Source organism: Kribbia dieselivorans NBRC 106261, from assembly GCF_001552435.1.
Classification (GTDB): domain Bacteria; phylum Actinomycetota; class Actinomycetes; order Actinomycetales; family Dermatophilaceae; genus Kribbia; species Kribbia dieselivorans.
Genome location: NZ_BCRE01000249.1, coordinates 1 through 4,281, shown reverse-complemented (window position 1 = coordinate 4,281; position 4,281 = coordinate 1). Strand labels below are relative to the sequence as shown.

The window sequence follows — 4,281 nt, the reverse complement described above, 5'->3', positions numbered from 1 at the left end:
CCCGGGCGTCACTCCGCTCGTGGGGGCCACCGGGTTCGCGGGCGATACCGGGCGAGCCGCGCCACCGGGGGTGCTCGACCCCGGGACGGCCGCCGGGTGGCCGGCGGAGTTGGCCGACCCCGGGGAGATCCCGGTGCCCGGATCGCCCGTCACCGACTGTTCACCGGCCTTCGTGGTTGCCGAGTTGCCGGCGCTGCCCGTGGCCGACGATTCTCCGCCGGCCGTGGCATCGCGGCCTCGCTCGACGGAGGTGGTCGACGCGGACGTGCTCGACCCCGAAGTCGAGGACGTCGAGTCCGACGACGGCGTGGACGAGGACGTGGCCGCGTCGGCGGGTGTGAGCGTCTCGACGGTCAGGTCACGCACCTGACCGACGGCCAAACTTGTCGCCACCAGCGCGGCGACCACGCCCCCGGCGCCCAACCATGCCAAGGTGGGGCCAGTACCGAGATGTGCTCGATGCTGGCCCGCGCGGGAATGCGAGAACGGCCACATGAGCGCCATTCTCGCATGTCATCCCTCCTCCGGCACCTCCTCGATCTGCTCGTCCCGGATGGCCGGCAGCAGGCTGACGACCTCGCCGTAGGTGGCCACCGCAGCGTCGATGTCGAGGTCGTCCTCGATCCGGTCGGCGAGGATGCGGGCCACGTCGGGTTCACCGTGGGTGACGAACACCGTCTCCGGCGCCGGGTCCAGGGCGCGCACCCAGTCGAGGAGGTCGGAGGCGTCGCCGTGGACGGAGAACTCGGCGTCCCGGACGATCTCGGCCCGCACGCGCACGTAGTGGCCGTTGATCTTGACCTCGCGAGCGCCTTCCTCCAACGCCCGGCCGCGCGTGCCGGCCGCCTGAAAACCGGTCAGGACGACGGTGTTGCGGGCATCGGGCAGCAGACGGGCCAGGTGGTGCAGCACGCGACCCCCCTCGGCCATGCCGGAGGAGGACACGATGATCCGCGGGTCCCGCCGCTTGTTCAGGGCCTTCGACTGGTTCGACGTGCGCGTGATCTCCAACGTGGGTAGACGCGCGAAGTCCGTGACCGAGACTCCGTCACGCAACTCGTCCAGCGAGGTGTCGGTGTAGACCTCGAGGGCCTTGAGCGCCATCGGGCCGTCGACGATGACCGGCACCACGGGGATCCGGCCCTCGCGCATCATCTGCGACAGCGCGTAGAGAATGACCTCGGTGCGATCGATCGCGAAGGCCGGCATGACGACGGCTCCGCCCCGCTCGATCGTGCGGCGGATGGCGTCGGCGAGCGGCTCGTGCGGCACCTCCGGCTCCGGGTGCTCGCGGTCGCCGTAGGTCGACTCCATGACCACGTAGGCCGCGCCCCGCGGGGTGGCACGCGGCTTGAGGATCGGGTGATCGTGACGACCGAGGTCACCGGAGAAGAGGACCGAGGTCTCGGGCGTCTCGACCCGGATGCTCGCCGAGGCGAGGATGTGCCCAGCGCGGACCCACGTGGCACTGACGCCGTCGCCCAGATCGAGCGGAGCGTCGAATTCGACCTCCCGGAACAACGGCAAGGTCGCCTCGACGTCACCCCCGTCATACAGCGGTACCGGAGCGGCGTGCTTGGAGTAACCGCCGGCGATGGCCTCCTTGGTCGCCGACTCCTGCAGCTTGGCGGAGTCGCGCAGCACGATCTCGGTCAGGGCGATGGTGCCGTCGGTGGCCCAGATCGGGCCGGTGAAACCCTGACGCACCAGCGCCGGCAGGTAGGCGCTGTGGTCGGTGTGCGCGTGCGTGAGCAACACGTCGGTGATCGAAGCGGCGTCGACGGGCAGTGGCTCCCAGTTCTTCAGGCGCCACTCCTTCTCGCCCTGGAACATGCCGGCGTCGACGAGGATGCGACGCTCGCCGATGGTGAGCAGGTACTTCGACCCGGTCACCGTGCCGGCGGCGCCGAGGAAGGTCAGGGTCACTGGGTGCGCAATGGCCATGACTTCGACCTTGCCACACCACACGGACAACGTCTGGGCGTTGGCCCGGCGCGGCAGTACCATCGCCGTTCATGACGACGCCCCGCAGTACCTCGCGCGACCTTGCGCTCATCGCCGTGTTCGCCGGCATCATCGCCGTGCTCGGCCTCATCCCGGCGATGTACCCCTTCGGCCAGGCCGTGCCGATCACCGCGCAGAGCCTGGGCGTCATGTTGTGCGGGGCGATTCTGGGCCCGAGGCGCGGCGCCGGGGCCGTGCTGCTGTTCCTCGCGCTCGTGGCGATCGGTCTGCCGCTGCTCGCCGGCGGGCGCGGCGGACTGGGCGTGTTCGCCTCACCGACCATCGGGTACCTCATCGGGTTCCCGGTGGCGGCGTGGGTCATCGGCGGCGGCGTGTACACGGCCGGAGCGCCGTACCGGATCGTCGTCGGGCTGGTGGCGGCTCTCGTGGGTGGGGTGCTCGTGCTCAACGCCATCGGCATCCTCGGCATGATGTGGCGCGCGGACCTGTCGATCGGCGCCGCCACGAAGGCCGCGGCGCTGTTCATGCCCGGTGACGTCATCAAGGCCGTCCTCACGGCGCTCATCGCGCGTGGGGTGCATGCGGCGTACCCCGGACTGTTGCCGCGCCGTCGGCGGGAGCCCGTTGCGGCCGCCTGAGCCCCTGGATCTGGCGTCGGCCGACGAGGTGGCGGCCGCCTTCGAGACGGCACATGTGGCCGGCCGCCGGCTGGTCCTGGCCACCTCGGGGACGTCCTCGGCGCCCCGACGCATCGTGCGCACGACGTCCTCCTGGGTCGATTCGTTCGCGGCGGTGAGCCGGCTCAGCGGGATCGACGCGACCAGTCGGGTGTGGGTGCCCGGGCCGCGCTCCGCGACGATGACACTGTTCGCCCTGGTGCATGCCGCGGCGGTGGGCGCCCAGGTGGTGGCTGATCTGGCGCCGGCGACCCACGCGCACCTGACCCCGGCGCGGCTGGCGGCGCTGGTGGCGAGCCGACCGGCCGACCTCGCCGGGGTCACGGTCATCACCGCCGGGGACCGGCTGGAACGCCGCGCCCACGATGCGGCCACCGCGGTGGGGGCCACCGTGCATCACTACTTCGGCGCCGCCGAGTTTTCGTTCGTTGCCTGGGGCTCGCACGCCGAGGACCTGCGCGTCTTCCCCGGCGTCGAGGTGGAGGTCCGCGACGGTGAGATCTGGGTGCGCTCCCCCTTCTTGGCGCAGGCCCCTGCCCCGGGTGAGCCCACGGCTGTGCGGATGGACGCCGCGGGGTGGCGCACGGTTGGGGACCGCGGCACGCTGGTCGGCGACCACCTGACCGTGACCGGGCGCAGCGGCGCGATCACGACGGCCGGGGCCACCGTACTCGTCGCCGACATCGAGCACGAACTGCGCGCGGCGTGCGTCGGGCCACTGGTCATCGTGGGAGTGCCCCACCCGGATCTGGGGCACGTCATCGCCGCGGTCGTCACCTCGGAGGCCGATCGCGAGGCGGCGCAGGCTCGGGCCCGTGAGGCGCTCCCGGCCACGCACCGCCCGCGCCGCTGGGTCGTGCGCGAGTCGCTGCCCCTGACCCCGCACGGCAAGGTCGACCGGGCTGCGGTCGAGGCAGCTGTACGGATGAGGTACTGAAAGTCTCGCGAACCAGCGCGAGCAGGCTGATTTTCCGCGGTTCTGGGTCAGGGTCGATTCGCTTTCGATACCTCAAATGCACACGCTCTACTCTGGAGGGCGTGCCTGCGCCCGAGTCCCCCGTCATCGTGGCGGCTCTGCGCACCCCGATCGGCACCGCACACCATGCCCTGGCGCAGATTCCCGTCGAGCACCTCGCCGCCCCGGTCCTCAGCCGGCTCGCCGAGCACGCCCGCCACCTGACGCCGGCGCCGACCATCACTGACGTGGTGATGGGCAACACGATGGGCCCGGGCGGCAACCCCGCTCGCGTCGCGGCCCTGACCGCCGGGTTGGGCGATGACGTCCCGGCCCTGACCGTCGACCGCCAGTGCGCCAGCGGCCTGGCCGCCATTGACCTGGGCGCTGCGCTGCTCCACACCCGACGCGGAGCCATCATCGCCGGTGGCGCCGAGTCCGCCTCCACCGCACCCTGGCGCTTCTGGCCCCCATCACCTGCAGGCACGGAGTCACCGGCAGGCACGAAGCCGCAGCGCTACGAGCGTGCCCCGTTCGCCCCACCCGACCGTGACCCCGACATGGGCCCGGCCAACGATGCGTTCGCCCGATCGCGCGGCATCACCCGCGAGCGCCAGGACGAGTACGCCGCCCGCTCCCACGCCCGCGCGGTCGCCGCGCAGCAGGCCGGCCGCTTCGACGCCG

5 protein-coding genes are annotated in these 4,281 nt (G+C 72.0%); 4 read left to right on the top strand and 1 reads right to left on the bottom strand.

Annotated elements, in window-relative coordinates; all coding sequences use genetic code 11:
• On the top strand, window positions 1-370 hold a 370-nt coding region (locus KD1_RS17030; RefSeq protein WP_217995913.1), incomplete at its 5' end, for a hypothetical protein.
• A gap of 143 nt (window positions 371-513) precedes the next feature.
• On the opposite strand, the gene KD1_RS15425 is transcribed toward KD1_RS17030, so the two are convergent.
• Window positions 514-1,944, bottom strand: coding sequence for an MBL fold metallo-hydrolase RNA specificity domain-containing protein (locus tag KD1_RS15425; RefSeq protein ID WP_068403395.1), 1,431 nt, complete (start codon window positions 1,942-1,944; stop codon window positions 514-516).
• Between the two features lie 71 nt (window positions 1,945-2,015).
• Between KD1_RS15425 and KD1_RS15420 the strand changes: the two genes are divergently transcribed.
• The 3 genes from KD1_RS15420 to KD1_RS15410 form a co-directional block, all read left to right on the top strand.
• Window positions 2,016-2,603, top strand: a complete 588-nt coding sequence (locus tag KD1_RS15420; protein WP_068403392.1) for a biotin transporter BioY — start codon at window positions 2,016-2,018, stop codon at window positions 2,601-2,603.
• Window positions 2,590-3,579, top strand: coding sequence for an AMP-binding enzyme (locus tag KD1_RS15415; protein ID WP_068403390.1), 990 nt, complete (start codon window positions 2,590-2,592; stop codon window positions 3,577-3,579). The genes KD1_RS15420 and KD1_RS15415 overlap by 14 nt, the downstream gene beginning before the upstream one ends.
• 101 nt (window positions 3,580-3,680) lie before the next feature.
• A partial coding sequence (locus KD1_RS15410) for a thiolase family protein (protein ID WP_281177630.1) occupies window positions 3,681-4,281 on the top strand: 601 nt, incomplete at its 3' end.